The sequence below is a fragment of the Bradyrhizobium sp. genome, from assembly GCF_027451485.1.
In the GTDB taxonomy this organism is placed as follows: domain Bacteria; phylum Pseudomonadota; class Alphaproteobacteria; order Rhizobiales; family Xanthobacteraceae; genus Bradyrhizobium.
Map to the genome: position 1 here is coordinate 13,405 of NZ_DAIDJE010000083.1, position 16,485 is coordinate 29,889.

The 16,485-nt window shown below is 61.2% G+C and carries 25 protein-coding genes; 14 read left to right on the forward strand and 11 right to left on the reverse strand.

The window, feature by feature from the left end:
• Positions 1 to 24 precede the first annotated feature (24 nt).
• The 3 genes from NEZ08_RS11300 (at position 25) to NEZ08_RS11310 (ending at position 2,103) form a co-directional block, all read left to right on the forward strand.
• On the forward strand, positions 25 to 378 hold the full coding sequence (locus tag NEZ08_RS11300) for a phasin (RefSeq protein ID WP_298106846.1): 354 nt from the start codon (positions 25 to 27) through the stop codon (positions 376 to 378).
• A gap of 639 nt (positions 379 to 1,017) precedes the next feature.
• Entirely contained in the window at positions 1,018 to 1,686 is a 669-nt protein-coding gene (locus tag NEZ08_RS11305) for a PRC-barrel domain-containing protein (RefSeq protein WP_298106848.1), read from the forward strand.
• A 135-nt stretch (positions 1,687 to 1,821) separates the two neighbouring features.
• The gene (locus NEZ08_RS11310) at positions 1,822 to 2,103 is read left to right on the forward strand and encodes a hypothetical protein (RefSeq protein ID WP_298106850.1); all 282 of its coding nucleotides are present in this window, start codon (positions 1,822 to 1,824) and stop codon (positions 2,101 to 2,103) included.
• On the opposite strand, the gene NEZ08_RS11315 is transcribed toward NEZ08_RS11310, so the two are convergent.
• From NEZ08_RS11315 to NEZ08_RS11325, 3 genes are all read right to left on the reverse strand, one after another.
• Positions 2,094 to 2,933, reverse strand: coding sequence for an alpha/beta fold hydrolase (locus tag NEZ08_RS11315; RefSeq protein WP_298106852.1), 840 nt, complete (start codon positions 2,931 to 2,933; stop codon positions 2,094 to 2,096). The genes NEZ08_RS11310 and NEZ08_RS11315 overlap by 10 nt on opposite strands.
• Before the next feature lie 164 nt (positions 2,934 to 3,097).
• On the reverse strand, positions 3,098 to 4,645 hold the full coding sequence (locus NEZ08_RS11320) for a tetratricopeptide repeat protein (protein WP_298106853.1): 1,548 nt from the start codon (positions 4,643 to 4,645) through the stop codon (positions 3,098 to 3,100).
• A gap of 90 nt (positions 4,646 to 4,735) precedes the next feature.
• Positions 4,736 to 4,987, reverse strand: a complete 252-nt coding sequence (locus NEZ08_RS11325; protein WP_298106855.1) for a PilZ domain-containing protein — start codon at positions 4,985 to 4,987, stop codon at positions 4,736 to 4,738.
• Between the two features lie 226 nt (positions 4,988 to 5,213).
• On the opposite strand from NEZ08_RS11325, the gene rocF reads away from it, so the two are divergent.
• The 5 genes from rocF to NEZ08_RS11350 all read left to right on the forward strand — a co-directional run bounded on the left by rocF (position 5,214) and on the right by NEZ08_RS11350 (position 8,771).
• On the forward strand, positions 5,214 to 6,170 hold the full coding sequence (gene rocF / locus NEZ08_RS11330; RefSeq protein ID WP_298106857.1) for an arginase: 957 nt from the start codon (positions 5,214 to 5,216) through the stop codon (positions 6,168 to 6,170).
• 125 nt (positions 6,171 to 6,295) lie between these two features.
• A complete protein-coding gene (locus tag NEZ08_RS11335; protein WP_298106858.1) occupies positions 6,296 to 7,189 on the forward strand; it encodes a transglutaminase-like cysteine peptidase in 894 nt (297 codons plus the stop codon).
• Between the two features lie 217 nt (positions 7,190 to 7,406).
• Positions 7,407 to 7,865, forward strand: a complete 459-nt coding sequence (locus tag NEZ08_RS11340) for a hypothetical protein (protein ID WP_298106860.1) — start codon at positions 7,407 to 7,409, stop codon at positions 7,863 to 7,865.
• Positions 7,866 to 8,086: 221 nt separating this feature from the next.
• Positions 8,087 to 8,260, forward strand: a complete 174-nt coding sequence (locus NEZ08_RS11345) for a hypothetical protein (RefSeq protein ID WP_298106862.1) — start codon at positions 8,087 to 8,089, stop codon at positions 8,258 to 8,260.
• Positions 8,261 to 8,495: 235 nt separating this feature from the next.
• Positions 8,496 to 8,771: a hypothetical protein gene (locus NEZ08_RS11350; RefSeq protein WP_298106864.1), complete on the forward strand. Its 276-nt coding sequence runs from the start codon at positions 8,496 to 8,498 to the stop codon at positions 8,769 to 8,771.
• Between the two features lie 105 nt (positions 8,772 to 8,876).
• Here the strand turns inward: NEZ08_RS11350 and NEZ08_RS11355 are convergent, their stop codons facing one another.
• Positions 8,877 to 9,092 carry a hypothetical protein gene (locus NEZ08_RS11355; protein ID WP_298106866.1) on the reverse strand — a complete coding sequence of 72 codons (216 nt, stop codon included), beginning with the start codon at positions 9,090 to 9,092 and terminating at the stop codon, positions 8,877 to 8,879.
• Positions 9,093 to 9,388: 296 nt separating this feature from the next.
• Between NEZ08_RS11355 and NEZ08_RS11360 the strand changes: the two genes are divergently transcribed.
• Positions 9,389 to 10,120: a Crp/Fnr family transcriptional regulator gene (locus tag NEZ08_RS11360; RefSeq protein WP_298106868.1), complete on the forward strand. Its 732-nt coding sequence runs from the start codon at positions 9,389 to 9,391 to the stop codon at positions 10,118 to 10,120.
• A 45-nt stretch (positions 10,121 to 10,165) separates the two neighbouring features.
• Here the strand turns inward: NEZ08_RS11360 and NEZ08_RS11365 are convergent, their stop codons facing one another.
• The 4 genes from NEZ08_RS11365 to NEZ08_RS11380 all read right to left on the reverse strand — a co-directional run bounded on the left by NEZ08_RS11365 (position 10,166) and on the right by NEZ08_RS11380 (position 11,750).
• Entirely contained in the window at positions 10,166 to 10,411 is a 246-nt protein-coding gene (locus NEZ08_RS11365; RefSeq protein WP_298106869.1) for a hypothetical protein, read from the reverse strand.
• Positions 10,412 to 10,417: 6 nt separating this feature from the next.
• Positions 10,418 to 11,149 (reverse strand): Crp/Fnr family transcriptional regulator, encoded by a 732-nt coding sequence (locus tag NEZ08_RS11370; protein WP_298106871.1) that lies wholly within the window; start codon positions 11,147 to 11,149, stop codon positions 10,418 to 10,420.
• 118 nt (positions 11,150 to 11,267) lie between these two features.
• Positions 11,268 to 11,456 carry a hypothetical protein gene (locus tag NEZ08_RS11375; RefSeq protein ID WP_298106872.1) on the reverse strand — a complete coding sequence of 63 codons (189 nt, stop codon included), beginning with the start codon at positions 11,454 to 11,456 and terminating at the stop codon, positions 11,268 to 11,270.
• Positions 11,457 to 11,564: 108 nt separating this feature from the next.
• Positions 11,565 to 11,750 (reverse strand): hypothetical protein, encoded by a 186-nt coding sequence (locus tag NEZ08_RS11380; protein WP_298106874.1) that lies wholly within the window; start codon positions 11,748 to 11,750, stop codon positions 11,565 to 11,567.
• A gap of 268 nt (positions 11,751 to 12,018) precedes the next feature.
• On the opposite strand from NEZ08_RS11380, the gene NEZ08_RS11385 reads away from it, so the two are divergent.
• On the forward strand, positions 12,019 to 12,597 hold the full coding sequence (locus tag NEZ08_RS11385) for a hemerythrin domain-containing protein (RefSeq protein ID WP_298106876.1): 579 nt from the start codon (positions 12,019 to 12,021) through the stop codon (positions 12,595 to 12,597).
• Between the two features lie 575 nt (positions 12,598 to 13,172).
• Positions 13,173 to 13,778 (forward strand): PAS domain-containing protein, encoded by a 606-nt coding sequence (locus NEZ08_RS11390; RefSeq protein WP_298106878.1) that lies wholly within the window; start codon positions 13,173 to 13,175, stop codon positions 13,776 to 13,778.
• Here NEZ08_RS11390 and NEZ08_RS11395 read toward each other — a convergent pair.
• Positions 13,763 to 13,987 (reverse strand): hypothetical protein, encoded by a 225-nt coding sequence (locus tag NEZ08_RS11395; protein WP_298106880.1) that lies wholly within the window; start codon positions 13,985 to 13,987, stop codon positions 13,763 to 13,765. The two genes, NEZ08_RS11390 and NEZ08_RS11395, sit on opposite strands and share 16 nt — an antisense overlap.
• Positions 13,988 to 14,095: 108 nt before the next feature.
• Here NEZ08_RS11395 and NEZ08_RS11400 point away from each other — a divergent pair, with 108 nt between their 5' ends.
• From NEZ08_RS11400 to NEZ08_RS11410, 3 genes are all read left to right on the forward strand, one after another.
• Positions 14,096 to 14,401 carry a hypothetical protein gene (locus NEZ08_RS11400; protein WP_298106882.1) on the forward strand — a complete coding sequence of 102 codons (306 nt, stop codon included), beginning with the start codon at positions 14,096 to 14,098 and terminating at the stop codon, positions 14,399 to 14,401.
• Between the two features lie 202 nt (positions 14,402 to 14,603).
• Positions 14,604 to 15,332: a Crp/Fnr family transcriptional regulator gene (locus tag NEZ08_RS11405; RefSeq protein WP_298106884.1), complete on the forward strand. Its 729-nt coding sequence runs from the start codon at positions 14,604 to 14,606 to the stop codon at positions 15,330 to 15,332.
• A gap of 209 nt (positions 15,333 to 15,541) precedes the next feature.
• A complete protein-coding gene (locus NEZ08_RS11410; RefSeq protein ID WP_298106886.1) occupies positions 15,542 to 15,880 on the forward strand; it encodes a hypothetical protein in 339 nt (112 codons plus the stop codon).
• A 59-nt stretch (positions 15,881 to 15,939) separates the two neighbouring features.
• Here the strand turns inward: NEZ08_RS11410 and NEZ08_RS11415 are convergent, their stop codons facing one another.
• Both NEZ08_RS11415 and NEZ08_RS11420 read right to left on the reverse strand, forming a co-directional pair.
• Positions 15,940 to 16,122, reverse strand: a complete 183-nt coding sequence (locus tag NEZ08_RS11415) for a hypothetical protein (protein WP_367278408.1) — start codon at positions 16,120 to 16,122, stop codon at positions 15,940 to 15,942.
• Positions 16,123 to 16,189: 67 nt separating this feature from the next.
• Positions 16,190 to 16,351: a hypothetical protein gene (locus tag NEZ08_RS11420; protein ID WP_298106890.1), complete on the reverse strand. Its 162-nt coding sequence runs from the start codon at positions 16,349 to 16,351 to the stop codon at positions 16,190 to 16,192.
• Between the last annotated feature and the right edge of the window lie 134 nt (positions 16,352 to 16,485).

A 16,485-nucleotide genomic window follows, 5' to 3' on the forward strand; every position in this document is an offset into this window, starting at 1 on the left:
TCACAAACCAGAGGGATAGTGCCGATGTCCGAACCGAAACTGGAAGTGCCGGCCGAGCTGAGGGATCTGGCTGAAAAGACCATCGACCAGGCCGAACGGGCGTTCGGGCTGTTTTTTGACGCCGCCAACAAATCCGTCTCCACGATCTCGACGCCGGGGACGGAAATGTCGAAGCAGGCGCTTGCCTTCACCCAGCAGAACATGAAGGCAGCGTTCGAACATGCCCGCAAGCTCGTGCATGCCACCGATCTTCAGCAAGCGATGCAGATCCAGTCGGAATTCCTGCGCAGCCAGTTCACCAATGCCGGCGAGCATATGCGGCAAATCACCGGAGAGGTGATGTCGGCGGCAAGGGACACCGTGAAGCCGAAGGTTTAGCGAAGGCTTCGGCTGTCCGCATTGCGCCGGGGCGGCAGGAAACGAAAGGCTGAACGGCGAGAAGACGCGGGGCGCGGCCTCGTATTTTCCAAAACCTGCTCGAAACCCGGCCTGGACCTGAAATCAATTTGCCTTCAGGAAGCTCTCGGTCGCGGAGCAATCAGTGCAGCAACAGGTGAGCAGTTTTAACTGTCGTTCCTGCGGTTCAATCAGGACGCGTTCATTCGCGCGGTACATTCAATGCAGGTCGTCTCCGCAGTGGTTTGAAATCGCGCGTACAAGCAGGCGTTGGTTGGGGAATGTCCAACATCATCACCTCTCCGTTGCTTTAGCCGCTCGCCCTTCCTTTGTGTCTGGCAACGCCGTAACGCGTGTCGCCTGCAGATGAATGACGGATGGCGGCATTTCGAGAACCTGGTTCTGTTCGGCTTGCCGTCCTCGTTGAATTCCGGCCAGGGAACCCCGCCCATCAGCCATCCAGATTGTTCACTGCCACGGCGCGCGTCATGGATCGGTCGCGCCGGCGCACGTCTGCCGAACCTTCCCGGAAAATGATGATCCAAAATTCATGAAACACCCCGCAGTCCCCTGAGTTGATGCTCCGACGGGGAAAACAACCAATTCAAGGAGTTTCTCAACATGCGTTCTGTTCTTCTTGCGAGCGCCGCGATTCTGGCATTGGGTCCGGCCGCCATGGCCCAAAATGCGAATCCATCACCACAGCCGAATACAACCCAGAACCAATCCACAAACAGCAGCAGCCAGCCGCAACACATTCGCGCGAACCTGCGTAGCGCGCTCGAGAAGGCGGGCTACAAGGACATCAAGGTGGCGCCGACCTCGTTCACGGTTCGCGCGCGCGATAACGACGGCAATCCGGTGATGATGGTGATCGGTGCCGACTCCTTGACGGAAGTGACCGACGTCGGCAGCAGCAATACCAGCGGCAGCCAGCCTTCCACCACAGGAAGCAATGGATCGTCCGGGACCTTCGTTTCCGTTCCGAAGGCCGATGAATTGAGCTCGAAGGTGATCGGCCTCGACATCTACAACAATGACAACAAGGATATCGGCCAGATCAAGGACATCGCGCTGGGTCCGAATGGCCGCTCTCAGGCCTATATCGTCTCGGTCGGCGGCTTCCTCGGCATGGGGGAGCGCTATGTCGCGATCAATCCGCAGTCGGTGAAGATCTCCTACAACGACCAGGAGAAGAAATGGCACGCGTCCATGAATGCCAACGCCGATCAGCTGAAGTCCGCGCCCGAGTTCAAATATACCGGCCGCTGGGAATCCAATAAGACGTGAGGCACGCAACCCACCGAAGCGCCGATGCTGCGATGCAGTCGTTCTCTCTCCCGGCGCCTTGCGGGGGGAGAGACATCGCAGCACCCTCATCACATAGGTTAGCGATCAAGCTCGGGCTTGGCAGTAGGCTCTGACATGGCCAGCATCGAGCGTTATCTGGAGCAGGCTGATTTCTATCGGGCGGTCGCGGAAAACACTGCGGATCCGGGTACGCGCATCTGCCTCGAATACCTGGTCCGAAGCTTCAAGGTGCTGGCGGAAAGCCAAAAGCAATTGCAGCAGTTGGCGAAGGCGCAGCAGGTTCTCCGCCAGCTTTATCGCCCTCTCGCAGGTCAAGTCGGCGATGGTCCCCCCTTTCGGGGGGGGGGACGGAGACAGCTGAAACTCCCGATCGCGGCCAATCTGCCTTATGGATAGGGCGCGGGCCCCAGCTTGGCGATCAGCGGGTTGTCTGTCGCGACCGGCGATAGATCAGAGGTCGTGGTGTCGCCGAGAAACTGGTTGAGCGTCGCCTGGATCTTCTCTTTCGCTTCCTCCGGCCCGCGATCGCTCAGCCAGGTGTGCTGGTACGGCGTCTTGACGATGTCGATGCCGTCAAGCTTCGCCTCCTCGGGCGTCGGCAGAACGCCCGGATCGGTCTTGAACTGCGGATCGCTCGAGCGGAATGAGAGGATCTTCATCTTGTGGTTCAAGACGAAGGGGACGCGTAAATTGTCCAGCGTGATGATCCTGGAGACCAGCTGAGGATGTTCTTTCGCAAAGAACATCGCGACGTCGCCGCCATTGGAGTGCCCGACCATCGTCAGGTGAGTGTAGTCGGCGTTGGGCTGGATTTTCTTCAGCTGCCGGAGCACGAACAGAATGTTGGCCTCGCTGCGCTCGTAGACGCCGATGCGGCCGACATAGGGCAGGCCGACCCTGGTCATGAGCGGCGGGTCGCTCGGCAGATCCTGCTCGATGCTGGCGACCAGATAGCCGCGCGCGGCAAACACGTTTTCCAGGAACGAGTATTCGGTGTTCTTGACCGTATTGCCGTTACTGATGATGGCGACGGGCAGCTTCCAGTAGCCCTCGTCGGCCTTCCTCTCATAGTCGCGACGCACGGCGAGATCGACCGAGACCGGCCGCTGCCGCGTCGCATCGAACAGGTTGAGTGTCTCGTGGCGAATGGCCCATTTGCTGGCGGCGGCGTACAGGCCGCCCGACAGGAGGCAGACGCAGGCCAGTACCGCAAATGCGCGTTTCATGTTTCCATCCCCGACGTGTGTTCTTGCTTGATAATGTAGTGGTTAAACGCGGCAACACGGCGCCCGGAGCCGCGCCAAGGAGAATTAAATTTCTGAAATCTGCGATTTTTTGCCATGCAACATTCGTCGGATGCGACTTCCTGCGGCCGACATCCTTGCAGGTTTCAGGCCATTTGTCGCACCGACGCGGCGATCGGTTTGAAGCCGGTCGACCAGGCGGACGGCACGCCGGCCTTCTGCCTGATCATCGCGACCACCGCCTCCATGGCGGCCGAGATGGCCCCGCGCCGGTAGGCCCAGCGCGGGTCGTTGTCGGGAGGGGCGGCGATCACCATGGTGGCATTGGCCTCGAACAGCAGCAGCTCGCCTGCCGCGTTCAATCCGAAATCGATGCCGGCATAATCGAGGGCAAGCCGCTCGCAGATCGCCGCCAGCGCCGCAAAGGCCGTCTCGCCGAGCACGCCGCGCGGGTTTTGCAGGAACGCCATTTCCTCAGCGCGATGATCCGGCTCGTCGGCCATGTCGGAGGTGAAATAGTGCACCTTCCAGTTTCGCGAAATCGCCAGATGCAGCGGAAACAGCTTTCCGCCGATCATCATCACACGGTATTTGCGCGCGTTGCCGTCTTGGCCGCGGGCATCGAGATATTGGATCGCGAGCAGTTCGTTGCCCGGCAGGCTCGTCGCCGCGGCAGCAAGATCGACCGCCTGCGCCACCTGCACGAAATTGCGCCCGGTATGATAACCGGGCGAACGCAGCAGCACCGGAAAGGCGAAGCCGTGACCGGCAAGCCAGGCCGCGCCCTCGGCGCTTGCAAGGGTGGATCGCGGCACGGCCTCGACCTTTGGCGTGATCACGCCCGGCAAGCCGGCGAACTCTGCGGCATTGTCGCGTCGTCCCGTCTTCATCACCGCGTTGGGATCGTTGATAACGGGGGCACGACTGGAGGCGGTGAGCCGGATCGCGGCCTGCAGCGCCGGCTGGCACAGGTCCGCATCGCCGATCGCGTTGAAGATCAGCACATGCGGCGGCAGCGGCGCGTCGGCATCGAGATGGTCGGTGACGACCACGGTGGTCAAAAACACGCTGTCATCGAGAAACGGCGCGGTCGGGATATTGCCGCCGCCCGAGGACACGAGTTGCAACAGCGGGATCGGCGGACCCTCGCCGCGATAGGGCAGCGTTGAGATCGCGTGTCCCTGAAAGCCGCGTCTGAAATGCTCGCGGGCGCCGTCACGGTCGCCTTCGTCTGCGAGCACCGCGCCCAGGCCCTGATGGGCGGCGGCAAGATCCGGATCGGCGTTCAGTGCGGCCTCATAATGGACGCGTGCTTCGGCATGGCGGTTGGCGCGGAGCAGGAGATTGCCGAGATTCACGCGCGCTATCGGATTGGCGGGGTGGTGCAGGATCGCTTCGGCATAGACGCGGCAGGCGGCGTCGATGGCGCCCCCGGCGGCGAGCCATGTGCCGAATTCGTTGAGCGCACTGAAATGGGTGGGATGCCGGCGCAGGATATCGATGAAAGCGGCTTGCGCCTCGCGCTTTCGATCGAGCGCGCCGAGCAGCGCCGCACGCTCGATCTCGATCGGCAAATGCGCCTCGTCCTGGCCGCCTTGCCCCAACAGCGCATCGAGTTCGGCAAGCCGCGCCTCCTGCGCGAGGCGCGGGCGCCAGGCGGATCGCGCGGATGTTTCGGCTTGCGGCTGGGTCACGGGCTCTTCGCTGCGCCTCGGAATGGATGTGAGGCGCACACTATCGCTGATTCGCGAGCATCCGGCGGCTGCCGGAAGACGCCGATTCCTTCAGCCGCCGTCTTCCTGCTTCTCGAAGATGATGCCGATGCGCTTTTCCTTGCGCCAGACGACACGGCAGGGCCGGCTATCGGTTTCTGTCACGAGCGTGAATTCGGTCGGGATTCCGAGCGGACTTTGCACGTCCAGCGCCGCACCCGTTTCGGAGATGTTGCGCACCGTGCAGTCGATCGAGCCGCCTCCGAACTGAATGCGCGCACCCTTGAGTACGCGGTGTCGGGGCGCAATCCGGTGCTCGTCCATTGTTTCCAAGTTCCAAAAAGGCAGTGTTTTTATCGTTGTCCGAAGCAGCCGTAGTTATCCGCCGTGTTTTAGAAAGATCAAGTTACGGAACGGTTTGTTGAGGCCTTATCCGCAGCCGGAATCGATGGAACTTTCGGCGCCGCGTTTTTGCATGTTTATCCGAATATCAGAATCGAAGGCACGCGGCTAAGCTAACAAATGTTAATCAACGTTGCTGGAGACGGCCATGATTGATCGCGAATCCCCGAAGGAAATTGCCGTTCTCGGTGCGCCGATCGAGATCGGGGCGTCGCAAATGGGCACGCTGATGGGCCCCGATGCGCTGCGTACCGCGGGCCTTCTGACCCTGCTCGAGAGCCTCGGCTTTGCAGTCGAGGACCACGGCAACCTCTCGGTCGCCGGCGTCGCCGCGCTCAAGGACAGCCCGCCGGACAACGCCAGGCACTATCGTGAAATCCAGCGCTGGATGGGTGCCATCAGTGCACGCGCCTACGAAATGTCGCGCACCGGGGCCATCCCGATCTTTCTCGGTGGCGATCATTCGCTCTCGATGGGATCGATCAATGGCGTGGCACGCCACTGCCGCGAGACCGGGCGCGAGCTCTTCGTGATGTGGCTCGACGCGCATGCCGATTACAACACACCCGCGACCACGATCACCGGCAACATGCACGGCATGTCGGCCGCGTTTCTCTGCGGCGAGGAGGGACTCGACGGCCTGCTTGGCGAAGAGCCGCGCGCCTCGATCGCGCCAAGCCGGCTGGAACTGTTCGGCACGCGCTCGATCGACAGGCTGGAAAAGGAGCTGGTGAAGCTGCGCGGCGTCAGCGTCGCCGACATGCGCAAGATCGACGAGTTCGGCGTCAGCGTCCTGATCCGCCGCGTCATCGACAAGGTGAGGGCGGCGAACGGCGTGCTGCACCTGAGCTTCGACGTCGATTTCCTCGATCCGGAGATTGCGCCCGGTGTCGGCACCACGGTGCCGGGCGGCGCGACCTACCGCGAGGCGCACCTGATCATGGAGCTCTTGCACGATTCAGGCATCGTGCATTCGCTCGATATCGTCGAGCTCAATCCGTTCCTCGACGAACGCGGCCGCACGGCTCGCCATGTGGTGGAATTGATCGGCAGCCTGTTTGGCCAGCAGATTACCGACCGTCCGACGCCAACCAACGCGATCTAGTGCCACTTTCCGAAGTTCGTGCTCCATCGCAGCATCCAGCACGCAGAAAAACCGGCCTGAAAAAGCCGGAATTTAAGCCATTCTTAGAATCGTGGGGCGAGAATTCGGGCCATGGGACATTTCCAATGGTTGGCTTACGAATCCCGGTCACTGGCAGGGGAAGCTTCAGAATCCTGGTGATCTTTCCGCTCGTCGTCACGGGCCTCGCAACCATGTGCGCGGGCGCGGCGCTGATGTGCCTTTCGTCGCTGACTGTTCTCTCCAGTCCTCCCGGGGGCAGCGACCTCCGCTACGCGGAATACCGTCTCCTCCCAGGTGCGCAACCGCTGCCGACGAAAGGCCTCTGGCATGGCATGACCGCCGGCCTGGCGAGCGCCGGCGGCGAGGAGCAAGACGTTCAATCCGCCAGTTTTGAATCCCGCTTCCTGCCTATGCAGCCGCCGCTGCGCAGTGATCTCCGGAATGGCGCGGCCGCAGACCTCGCAAGCGTCGCCAACGGGCGGCAGCCCGGCATTCAGTTCATCAGGTTCGACGAGCCGACCCTGGCTCCGATGGCATTCACGCTGTTCTGCCTGAAATATCCCACTGACTGCAAACCGCAGCCTTTCTCGCTCGGCGGCGCCCGGATCGAATTGAACAACATACGCCGGTCAGAACTCGAGCGCATCAATCGCGCCGTCAATTCATCGATTCATGCGGAGCGAAATGAATACGGCCTCGCGGGCGAAAAATGGTTGCTTAGCCCGGTTCGCGGCGATTGCAACGATTACGCCGTCACGAAGCGTCATCAATTGATCTTCAGGGGGTGGCCCGCTCGCAATGTCTTGTTGAGCGAGGTCGTGACCGCCTCGGGCGAGCATCATCTTGTTACGGTTGTCCGTACCAGCGGCGGCGACCTGGTGCTCGACAATCTGACCGACCAGATCAAGCCCTGGTCGCGCACGCCCTATCGATGGTTGCGCATCCAGACGCCAAAAAATCCGAACTACTGGGCCTCGATTGCCGGACAAAGCGCTTAGGCTCCTTAGCCGCTAGTTGTCGTCACTTCCATTCTCCGACCAAAACGGTCATCCTCCGATTTGCGTGGGGAATGCCGCCTCTGTTAGCTTGCGGGTATGTCTTTGCGGCAGGCGGCCTCTCCTCGGAGAAAGTCGGGTCTCGGTCATGCAGATTGTCTGGATCTGCGCGGAAAGCGCTTGGGAATTGACGCTTGGGGATTGACGCTTGGGGATTGAAATGAATGCCGTCATTGCTCTGATCCTGGTGCTGTTGCTCTCGAGCCCGGCCATGGCGGCAGAAACCCCGGCGATGTTCGCCAGAAGCGTCATTACCGAGCCGGGCTTGCATCCCTGGACGATCGTCACAGTTCCCGATGAATGTCTGGTGGTCGAGATCAGGCTTGATCCCTTCGTGGCGACGCACAGCGACTTGAAGGAAGAGTTCGGCGCGATCGTGCGGACAGTCGTTCCCGCGGCACTGGATAAATTCCCAAAGCTCAGGAGCGTTCAGTTGACAGGATTGCTCACGGTCCACGACAAACGCGGCAGCGAGCGCGAAGTCCAGGCCGTCATGGTGAAGTTTTACCGGCCCCATTCGGCGTCGGTAAAGTGGGACACGGTCAGTCCCGCGGACATCATCGATCTGGCCGACAAGAAAGCCGTTTCGCCGATGCTTGCGGCGCCGGCCCCGCATTGAGCGGCATGCGGAAACGAACGCGCATCGAACAGCGATAATTCGCGAGCGAAGCGAGCTCTCACGCGAGTTCCTGTGGCCGGCACATTCATCGGCCGAAACCACGATAGTTCTTCGCAAACAGCGCCAAAGGGCCGCGGAAAATCGCCGCCGATTATCCTGGTTTGTTTCCAGGTTTTGAAATGCCGGTTAACACATGCGTTCCCTCCTGTTGGGGAAGAACGATGCCTCATCGCAAATACCGCGCGTTGGAGCGCGAGTGCCATCTCCAGGCTGCCATCACCGGGCACAAAGAGACCAGAGAAGAACTCGAAAAAATGGAGCGCGAGTACAAGGTCATTGCTGATTGGCTCGAGGCACGTCAGCGAACCCACCATCAACCGCCGTCCGGGGATTAATGCCGCCTCGCTGGGCGTGCACTTTGTCTCGTGCCATCTCCTTGCGGCCCTTCGTCGGGATTGCGCCGCCGTTGCCGAGCGGCAATTTTGCGGGTGCGAAAAGCAGAAATGATGGTTGCATCCCGCCTGCCGCAACCCTCGGCCGCGGAACCTTCGCCGCCGCGTGCCATTTAATTCGTGGTGTTGCGGTTCAGAAGTCCGCATCAAAAAGGGAAACGTCAGGCGAGGTGTTCGAATGGTCTCGGATCATGCGAGGCATGAGGGCGTGCGGCCGGTCTGGGTCGCTCTGGCGGTCGCGATTTTCGGAATCCTGGCGATGCTGGTCGTGGACCACGGCCCGTGGGCGCACCCGCATGTCCATACTGCGCAGCTGGCCACTCACCACCAGACGACGGAGCAGTCGGCGCAGGACGCCGGCGCTGCGGTCGTGCCAACCAACCCGCGGGATGCAGTGCAGCCGGATCCGTCGCTGCCGAAGCAGGTCGAGCCGGCCTACCCCGCGCACAAATAGCGCAGTGAGCTTCGTGTCGGGCCGCCTAAGCGGGTCATTCGGGCGGGTGCAGGCATCCGGCCGCGCGAAGCGATAGCCGAAGATGCCGAACCTCCGCGTCTGGGATCAGCGCAACTTGCGCCCGTCGATGCTGATCAGATAAAGCGGGCCTGCCGCGTCCCTGACTTCGACCACCCATTTGCCGTCCGGCTCCAGCGAATCCTCGATGTCGCGGACCAGCCGCTTCGCCGACAGCCATGCTTCCCGTTCATCGCGAAGCTCCTCGCCGACATCGTCTTCATGGGGCCTGCCGTTGCTGATGCGAAAGAAGTAGCGGGACATCGTTGCAGTCTTAATTCCATTTAAGTGTTTGTGATCTCTCGGTGCAATTAACCTGATTTACTTTCGTTCCCGCAACCAGGCCGCGCAGGAACATCTGGCAGCTATTCGGTGACGTCATTCCGGCGCGAGGCTTCCACTGAAGCAAAGCGCTGAGTTACTCAGGAACGGAGGACCGCGCCTCCAGCAAAAAACCACGCGTTTTCACGCCCCTGCTTAACTTTTGTTAGGAACAGCGGCGCCCCGGTTGTGCTTTTTGGGCCCACGCGCGCGAAAAGACGCGCAGGGGGCTCAACGAAGTGACTGTCGAAGCAATCATGGCGCCGCTGTTTCGGCGCCTCCAAACGACGACCGACGCCGGACGCGACGATCTCCTTGCCCTCACTTCGCTGCCCACCACGCTTCGTCAGTATCGCGAGAACCAGACAATCCTGCGAGACGGCGACCGCACCAGCGAGTGCTGTCTGATCGCGGACGGCTTCTGCGTCCGGTCCAAGACCATCGCCGACGGCAGGCGGCAGATTTTGTCGATCCACCTTCCGGGTGATCTTCCGGATCTGCAAGGCCTGCACTTGCCCGCCATGGATCACGACCTGGTCGCACTGTCCGACTGCACGCTGGTGTTCATTGCGCACGCTGCGATCAGGGATTTGATCCGCAGCCGGCCAACGGTCGGGGATATCTTCTGGCGCGACACGCTGGTGGATGCGGCGGTGGTTCGGGAGTGGATCGTCAATGTCGGGCAGCGTGCCGCTCACAACCGCCTGGCGCACCTGATCGTCGAACTGCGCGAGCGCCTTCACCTGACCGGCCGCGTCACCGGCAACACCTTCGCCATGCCGCTGACGCAGGAACAGCTGGGCGAGGCGCTGGGCGTGACGAGCGTTCACACCAACCGCATTCTTCGCCAGCTCCGCATCGAGGGCGTGGTCGAGCTCCAGCGCGGCATGGTGAGGATTCTCAACGAGACCAAGTTGCAGGAACTGGCCCAGTTCGACGGGCGTTATCTGCACCTTTCGCCATCTTCCTGAAATTCAGCTTTCGAGTTTGCGGCAGCGAAGGTCAAATCCACTCCGCTAGCAGGTAGCGTGAGCCGTGTCCTCCACTTCCAGCGTAATCGAGATCTTCAGGAGCGGCGCATCTTCCTCGCGGACATTGATGACGACGTGCTCTACCTTGCCTGCGATGAAGGAGTCGCGGGCGATGGAAGCTCCGGTTTCGACCGCTTCCCTGCGCGCGGCGTTGACGTCCTCGAATTCCCGCCCGTCGTCGTCCCGGGTGAAATGATCGTCCTCGCTGATATCGAAATGAAAGCGCGGCATGGGTGGTCAACTGGTTGGCGATTGATGCAGGTAACGGCTGTCGAAGTCCGACAGTTCCCGAAATTTTGCTTCATCGAGCACGCTGGCGCGCCCGCGTTGAAGCTCGACGATGCCGTCTTCGCGCAACTGCTTGGCCACGCGGTTGACGTGCACCGCGGTAATCCCCAGCGCTTCGCCGATCTGCTCCTGGGTAAGCGGCATCTCGAAGCTGTTGCCGTCCACGCGTCCGATGACCTTGAGGCGCGCGCGCAACTCGGCCATGACGTGGGCGAGCCGGGCCGGCCCCGGCCGCTGGCCGACATTGACGATCCATTCGCGGAACATCGCCGCATCGATCAGGGTGTCACGCCAGAATATTTCGGCCACGTTGGGACGGCGATGATGCAGCCTCGTCAGGGCGTCATGGCTGATGAAGCCGAGCGTGCAGGGTGTCAGGGTGGAAAGATCGTGGTCCATCACATGCAGGAACAGGCTCATGAGATCGGGGATCTCGCCGGGAATGTGGATCGAAAGGATCTGCCGCTTGCCGTCGGCGATGGTCTTGGAGCGGACGCAGAAGCCGTCGACGACGAGGCAGCATTCGGTGGACCTCTGCCCGTCGCTGATAACCGCTGCTTCCGCGGGGTATTTTTTCACCGTGACCGGCAAGGCGAGGATGTCGCGGGTATCCTCTTCGGAAATTGCCGCATAGGTTTGCAGCCGCCTGAGAAGCGCTGCGCGGATCGCATCGCTGGGCACTCGAAACTCCGATACTCGCCATTCAATCGGGTTAGCGCTCGCTGCGCCGTGGAGGAACAACGGTGAGCCGAGGGGAGCCGTTCCAAACCGACCTGATCTTGACGGAAAGCCCTCAAACTCAAGCGCTTTTTTTCCCGTCCATACTGGCCGCCAGGGCGGCTTCGACCTCGCCGGCAAGGATGGCGAGATGCTCGGCCAGCCGTGTGAACAATTCCCGTTTGGCGGGATCGGTCGCAAGATCCCGGATCAGCGCGCACTCGGCGGCGTCCGCGCGCAGCTTTTCCAGATGTGTCTTCATGTCCTGCATTGGCCTGGGTCCCCGAGAGACAACCTAGCAAACCGGCCGGGCGACAACCCAAACAAATGTTAGCTTCACGGCCGCAGGTCCGGAGGAGAGCGGCTGGCGGCGGCTGACCTAGCGGATGCTGACGAACGTGCCCCAGAGTGCTGCGAGCACCGCGCCCACGAACACATAAGAGGGATGGTCGCAGAACGTATCGCCATACTGGCACATCGTCGTGCCCAGCGAGCCGATGTCGTTATTGCCGGCCGCGTAAAAAAGGCCGGACAGGACGGCGAGCGCTCCAGCTACAAAAAGCATCGTACCCTCCGGCGAAGGGATCTCATTCGGTTGCATCGACAACAAACGGCCGCGCCGGATTCGCCGTCCGCCGCTCGAACGCATTTCGGCGCGCTGCCGTTTCGAATCTGACAATCAGTCAGCGAAAAGTCTTTAAATCGCGTTAGCGGCAGCTGCGGAAGCGGCCGACCGGCCATCATGCGCCAGGCTGCGGCGTTTGATCTGGCGCAAATGCCGGCCGCTTCGCCAACGTATCCTTAATTTTTCTCTCGTGTCACCGGGTGAGCGGATGATCATCGAACGGCTGTCCCAGGAGCATCGCAACATCCGCAAGCTGCTTGCCGTTCTCGAACGGGAAATCGAGGTATTCGACGCCGGCGAACAGCCCGACTATGAAGTCATTCGCTCAATCATCAGCTATTTCGAGGTCTACACGGCGATATACCACCATCCTCAGGAGGATCTGGTATTTGCCAAGCTCATGATCCGCGACCCGGCCGCCGCGAAGCGGATCGGCAATCTCGACCGCGAACATCGCCAGGGCTCGGACTGCCTGCGCAGGGTTGCCGAAGCGATCGACCTCGTGCTCTCGGATGAGGAAGTGCTTCGAGAGAGCGTCGACACCGTTGTTCGCCGGTTCATTGCGCATGAGCGGCGACACATGGCGATGGAGGACGGCGAATTTTTCCCGGCGGCGCGCAAGCGGCTCAAGCCGGAAGATTGGGACGATATTGCCTCGGCCGTCGACAGCCACCGCGACCCTCTGTTCAGCGATGCAACGGAGGACCGCTTCAGGCACGTGCGCCAATATATCTTGCGACTGGAGGACGAGGCGGAGACCGAACGAACCAATCGGAGCGGTCAATGACCTTGGCCGCTCGCCAGTGGGGGACGGTATCGTGAATATGGGTACCTATTGCCGGGCGATGGCCGCCTTCTGTCGCCAGCGCGCGCATTTTGAAGGTGAATATGAGGCCTTCTGGCTCGAGGAGGCGGAGGAGTGGAATAAACTGGTTTCAGGCTACGCGAGCATGTTGGAGGCGGTCGGTGCAACATTGCCGGCGTCCCCTGCTCATCGTCGCCCGGACGGCACCAGGCCGGGCCGGCCGGCTGGTGTCCGGCGAGATGCTCCCCGCGTGCCAAGGCGCGAATTTCTGCCGAGCCCCGTCCATTCCATTCGCTATCGTTGTCCCAAGACCGCCGCGCAACGGGAGTGTTGCCAGGGTTGCGCGTTGCTGGTGGAGTATTCCTGAGGCGGAAGGCGCGCTGCCGGCCGCCGAAACTTGATCGCGCTCAAGTTTTCCTCCGCCGGACCGCCTTGGCAGGGGGCGGGTCCTCACGAAGGGAACCCGGCTTTGACTTCCTCCTGAAAGCGTCCCACATTTCAAAGACGCGTCCGGGGTGGGATTGCGGTATAGCTTACTGATCCTGCGGCCGGAGCTCATGAAGAGATTCATCTGCGAACAGAATATCGCGAATTTCCGCAGGCTGCTTGTCGAAGCGAGCGATCCTGCCAAGAGGACGGCGCTCGAACGGCTGCTGGCCTCCTATAACCGCGAACTGGCGCTGCTGGATGCGGAAGAGATCGGCGCCGATGCCACGCCGATTCCGCAGCAGAGGAGACAGCCGGTGGACGCCGCGGCGGTCCGGGACGAATTCCTGCCGCATTTCGAGCATTCTCCGCACCCCTACCTGCTGCTTGACCCGGGACCGGGCCTTCGGATCGCTGACGTCAACGCCGCCTATCTGACGGCAACCTTCACCGAGCGCGGTGCGATCCTTGGAAAGTCGCTGTTCGACGTGTTTCCGGACAATCCGGACGATGCGCGCGCGGACGGGGTCAACAATCTCTACAGCTCGTTGAGGACGGTGGCGACGACCGGCCGGCCGCACGCCATGGCCGTCCAGCGCTACGATATCCGCGATGCCGCCGGGAAGTTCGTCGAACGGCACTGGCAGCCGATCAACGCGCCAATCCATGACGCGCAAGGCAAGCTGGTGTTTCTGCTGCACCACGTCGAGGACGTCACGGATCAGGTGGTAGGCTGAAGGCGGTCGCCGGGCAGGCTGCCGCGGTCGTTCCACTCGCGCCAATGGCTCGGATGGATATCGACCGCAGCGCCGGTTTTTGAATTGATCCAGCCGTAGAGGGCGCGCCGGCAGGGAAAAACCAGCGCATGGATATCGTCGTCGGTAATGACCGACAGCTCCAGATCAGATGCAAAGGGTGCAGTTGCTATCGGTCGCCACTCGGCCATGCGGAAAATTAGTAGACTAAGTTTTTTGTCCCGCCTTGCGCCAGATCAAGGATCGGGCGCGGCGGGAGATTAGGGAAGGGGACAGGAAATCTTTGGCGAGCCGAGCCGATGGACCGGAAGACCGAGTTGCAGCACCTTGCTCTTGCGGAGCGGACGGTGGCGCAAGGTGAGCGCCACATCGCGCGCGAGGAGCAGATGATTTCCGAACTGGACCGTGCAGGGCACGACACCAGCGAAGCTGTGGCGTTGCTGGCGACCTATCGGCGCACGCAAGCCGAACACGTGGCTCATCGCAATCTGATTCTCAAAATGCTGCAACAAGGCGATCCTGGTGAGATATTCCGGCCGGGACACTATGACAGCCCGCAGCATGACGAAGCGACGGCCGGCCAGGTTGAGGACGGTGGAAGTTAACGCTTGCCGCCCATTCCTGGCAAACAACCACCCTCTTGTCGTAGAGTGAGTTCGACGATTGCGCGCCGCATTGTCTGTCGGCGGCGAGAGGTGGGTGAGGGGGATTCCGCCACCGCCGAATTGGGCCGCAATTTGATCGCGATCAAGTTCTGCGCGCGCCCATGGGCTATCCCATCGATGAAGAGATGCGGATCGTGACCCCATGCCAGCGACGCCGATAGCAGGACCAGCCATCTATGCCGTGGACCCGTGGGTGCGCGGCATCCCGAAAGCCCGCCATCAACTGCTCAGCGACGACGAGCGCGCCCTGCTGGCAAAAATCTCGTCGATCGTGCGCTTCAAAAAGGGTGAAACGATCTATCAGGAGGGCGATGCCGCGGAGGCGGCTTTCAACATCATCAGCGGCGTCGTGACGGCCTACCGCAGGCTTGCCGATGGCGATCACGTCAGCTCGTTTGTCTACCAGGGCGATATTTTCGGCCTCTCCGAGCAGGGCTGCTACACGAATTCCGCCAAGGCCGCGACCGCGGTGGTCGCCTACAAGATTCCCCTGTCGGCGCTGCGCCGGATCCTCGAGCAGCACGCCGATCTGGATATCGACCTCATCATCAAGCTCTGCGAGGGGCTCCGCGAGGCGCAGCATCATGCGTTGCTGCTGGCCCGCAAGCATGCCGCAACACGGCTTGCCATGTTTCTCGAACTGCTTGAACGCCTCCAGATCGCAAGAGGCGAGCCGGCTGCCGAAATCCATCTGCCCGTGGGTCGTTCCAGCATCGCCGCCTATCTGGGGCTGACGCCGGCTTCGCTTAGCCGCGCGCTTCGCACGCTGACCTCGAGGAAGATCATCTCCTCACGCGACCTTCGTCACATCAGGATACTCGACCGGGCGGCTTTCCAGAAAGTTGCCGATACGAACGGCGCGGGTCCGTAATTCAGCTCTTGCGCCGCCTCGCGGCTTTTCGCCGGGGAATTTGATCGAGATCAAGATTCTCGCAAAGCGGTCATTTGCGTGATATGCTACCGCGGTTATCCTTCAATTCTGTTGGCTCTGTTGACGTACTGACAACCGGTTTGCACGGCAGTCCTGAAAGCTTCGCGTCCTCTTCTGCGATCGGCCCGCAGGAGAGAGGGAGTGTAACGATGGACAATTACATTGCGCGCGCCAACATCGATCATTACCTCGACCTGCTCGGCGAGGACGATATCCCGCCTGGAAAAAGGTCTATGGTCACCAAGCTCCTGATCGAAGAGGAAGACAAGCTGAGCCGTGACCTGGAGCAGCTCGAATTTGCGGAGGGCAAGGCCGCGATATGCCGGAATCGCGTAACCCGGCAAAGGCGATTGCGAGACGGTTTTGTCGAAGGCTCCGTCAGTCGCACGCAGGCCGACCGCCTGTTGGTCAATTTCGAGCTCGTGCTCACGCATGTGGAAGGCTTCTGTGGGCACCTGCGCAGAAGGTTGCAGGCAAGCCGGCTTTGAAGCCTGGCGGTTTGATTGACTTAACGCCCGGCTTTCTTCATGGCGTCTGCCGGTTTTCGCTACCTTGATACCTCCCACTCCCGCCAATGGGTCGGATGAATTTCGACGGGATTATCGCTGGCTGCCTTGATCCAGCCAGCTGCGACACGGCGGCAAGGAAAAACAACGGCATAGATTTCCCCATCCGCTTCGATGACGGCCACCTCGATGTCGCGGTTAAACGGGGCGGTTTCGATCTTCATCCACGTCATCGCAGCAAAATAATCGGCGATTCCGGCACCGGATTTGATCGTTATCAAAGCCTCGGCGTCATTTTCGCGGCGGCTTTCGGTTACTGGCCTGCCAAGCGGCGAGTTTGGCTTCTTCCTCGGCCAACAGCTTCCGCAGCATCGCGATCTTCTCTGGATCGGTTTCCTTAGCCAGCATCTCCTTATAATGGGAGATGTTTGCCTGCAGCACGAAATCCGGCACGGCCCGATATTCCCTTTCTCACTGCCCTCAGCCGGCTCCATTATGCTCCGGCAGGAAAATGATCGCGAGTCACATTCGCCACCTGGGACCACCATTGGTTACAACTCGGGCAAAGTGCAAGGCTGTGGCTGGGG

Excerpts from the sequence above, each read along its gene's own strand:
- NEZ08_RS11300 (WP_298106846.1), top strand. The coding sequence starts at position 25 with ATGTCCGAACCGAAACTGGAAGTGCCGGCCGAGCTGAGGGATCTGGCT.
- NEZ08_RS11305 (WP_298106848.1), top strand. The coding sequence starts at position 1,018 with ATGCGTTCTGTTCTTCTTGCGAGCGCCGCGATTCTGGCATTGGGTCCG.
- NEZ08_RS11310 (WP_298106850.1), top strand. The coding sequence starts at position 1,822 with ATGGCCAGCATCGAGCGTTATCTGGAGCAGGCTGATTTCTATCGGGCG.
- NEZ08_RS11315 (WP_298106852.1), bottom strand. The coding sequence starts at position 2,933 with ATGAAACGCGCATTTGCGGTACTGGCCTGCGTCTGCCTCCTGTCGGGC.
- NEZ08_RS11325 (WP_298106855.1), bottom strand. The coding sequence starts at position 4,987 with ATGGACGAGCACCGGATTGCGCCCCGACACCGCGTACTCAAGGGTGCG.
- rocF (WP_298106857.1), top strand. The coding sequence starts at position 5,214 with ATGATTGATCGCGAATCCCCGAAGGAAATTGCCGTTCTCGGTGCGCCG.
- NEZ08_RS11335 (WP_298106858.1), top strand. The coding sequence starts at position 6,296 with ATGGTTGGCTTACGAATCCCGGTCACTGGCAGGGGAAGCTTCAGAATC.
- NEZ08_RS11340 (WP_298106860.1), top strand. The coding sequence starts at position 7,407 with ATGAATGCCGTCATTGCTCTGATCCTGGTGCTGTTGCTCTCGAGCCCG.
- NEZ08_RS11345 (WP_298106862.1), top strand. The coding sequence starts at position 8,087 with ATGCCTCATCGCAAATACCGCGCGTTGGAGCGCGAGTGCCATCTCCAG.
- NEZ08_RS11350 (WP_298106864.1), top strand. The coding sequence starts at position 8,496 with ATGGTCTCGGATCATGCGAGGCATGAGGGCGTGCGGCCGGTCTGGGTC.
- NEZ08_RS11355 (WP_298106866.1), bottom strand. The coding sequence starts at position 9,092 with ATGTCCCGCTACTTCTTTCGCATCAGCAACGGCAGGCCCCATGAAGAC.
- NEZ08_RS11365 (WP_298106869.1), bottom strand. The coding sequence starts at position 10,411 with ATGCCGCGCTTTCATTTCGATATCAGCGAGGACGATCATTTCACCCGG.
- NEZ08_RS11375 (WP_298106872.1), bottom strand. The coding sequence starts at position 11,456 with ATGCAGGACATGAAGACACATCTGGAAAAGCTGCGCGCGGACGCCGCC.
- NEZ08_RS11380 (WP_298106874.1), bottom strand. The coding sequence starts at position 11,750 with ATGCTTTTTGTAGCTGGAGCGCTCGCCGTCCTGTCCGGCCTTTTTTAC.
- NEZ08_RS11385 (WP_298106876.1), top strand. The coding sequence starts at position 12,019 with ATGATCATCGAACGGCTGTCCCAGGAGCATCGCAACATCCGCAAGCTG.
- NEZ08_RS11390 (WP_298106878.1), top strand. The coding sequence starts at position 13,173 with ATGAAGAGATTCATCTGCGAACAGAATATCGCGAATTTCCGCAGGCTG.
- NEZ08_RS11395 (WP_298106880.1), bottom strand. The coding sequence starts at position 13,987 with ATGGCCGAGTGGCGACCGATAGCAACTGCACCCTTTGCATCTGATCTG.
- NEZ08_RS11400 (WP_298106882.1), top strand. The coding sequence starts at position 14,096 with ATGGACCGGAAGACCGAGTTGCAGCACCTTGCTCTTGCGGAGCGGACG.
- NEZ08_RS11405 (WP_298106884.1), top strand. The coding sequence starts at position 14,604 with ATGCCAGCGACGCCGATAGCAGGACCAGCCATCTATGCCGTGGACCCG.
- NEZ08_RS11410 (WP_298106886.1), top strand. The coding sequence starts at position 15,542 with ATGGACAATTACATTGCGCGCGCCAACATCGATCATTACCTCGACCTG.
- NEZ08_RS11415 (WP_367278408.1), bottom strand. The coding sequence starts at position 16,122 with ATGAAGATCGAAACCGCCCCGTTTAACCGCGACATCGAGGTGGCCGTC.